Below are 300 nucleotides of genomic sequence, written 5' to 3' on the forward strand. Positions count from 1 at the left end.
TAGGGCGTGTCCTCATTTCATTTTCAACCAAATGAAGGTGCACGCCAGGTAAACCATGGATTTGAAATTTCGTGCCAGTTTCTCAAAGCGAGTGGCAATGCTGCGAAAGTGTTTCAGCCGAGCAAAGAGGTTTTCTACCAAATGGCGATGCCTGTAGAGAAAGGCGTCAAACTCCGGATTTGGCGTCTTGTTGTTTGATCTTTTGGGGATGATCGGGTTGATGCCCCCTGCCCTGGCATGGTCACGGATGCCCTCTGAATCATAGCCCTTGTCAGCAATGAAGTGGTCGGCTTGATCGAC

Annotated in this window: 1 protein-coding gene; it reads right to left on the minus strand. The window is 49.7% G+C overall.

The genetic code is table 11. The features are described 5' to 3' along the window. Positions 1 to 12: 12 nt before the first annotated feature. Positions 13 to 300: transposase (locus ACT3RQ_RS17760; RefSeq protein WP_444680996.1), on the minus strand; the 288-nt coding region annotated here is incomplete at its 5' end.

The sequence above is a fragment of the Halomonas sp. AOP43-D1-4 genome (assembly GCF_052446175.1).
Classification (GTDB): domain Bacteria; phylum Pseudomonadota; class Gammaproteobacteria; order Pseudomonadales; family Halomonadaceae; genus Vreelandella; species Vreelandella citrativorans.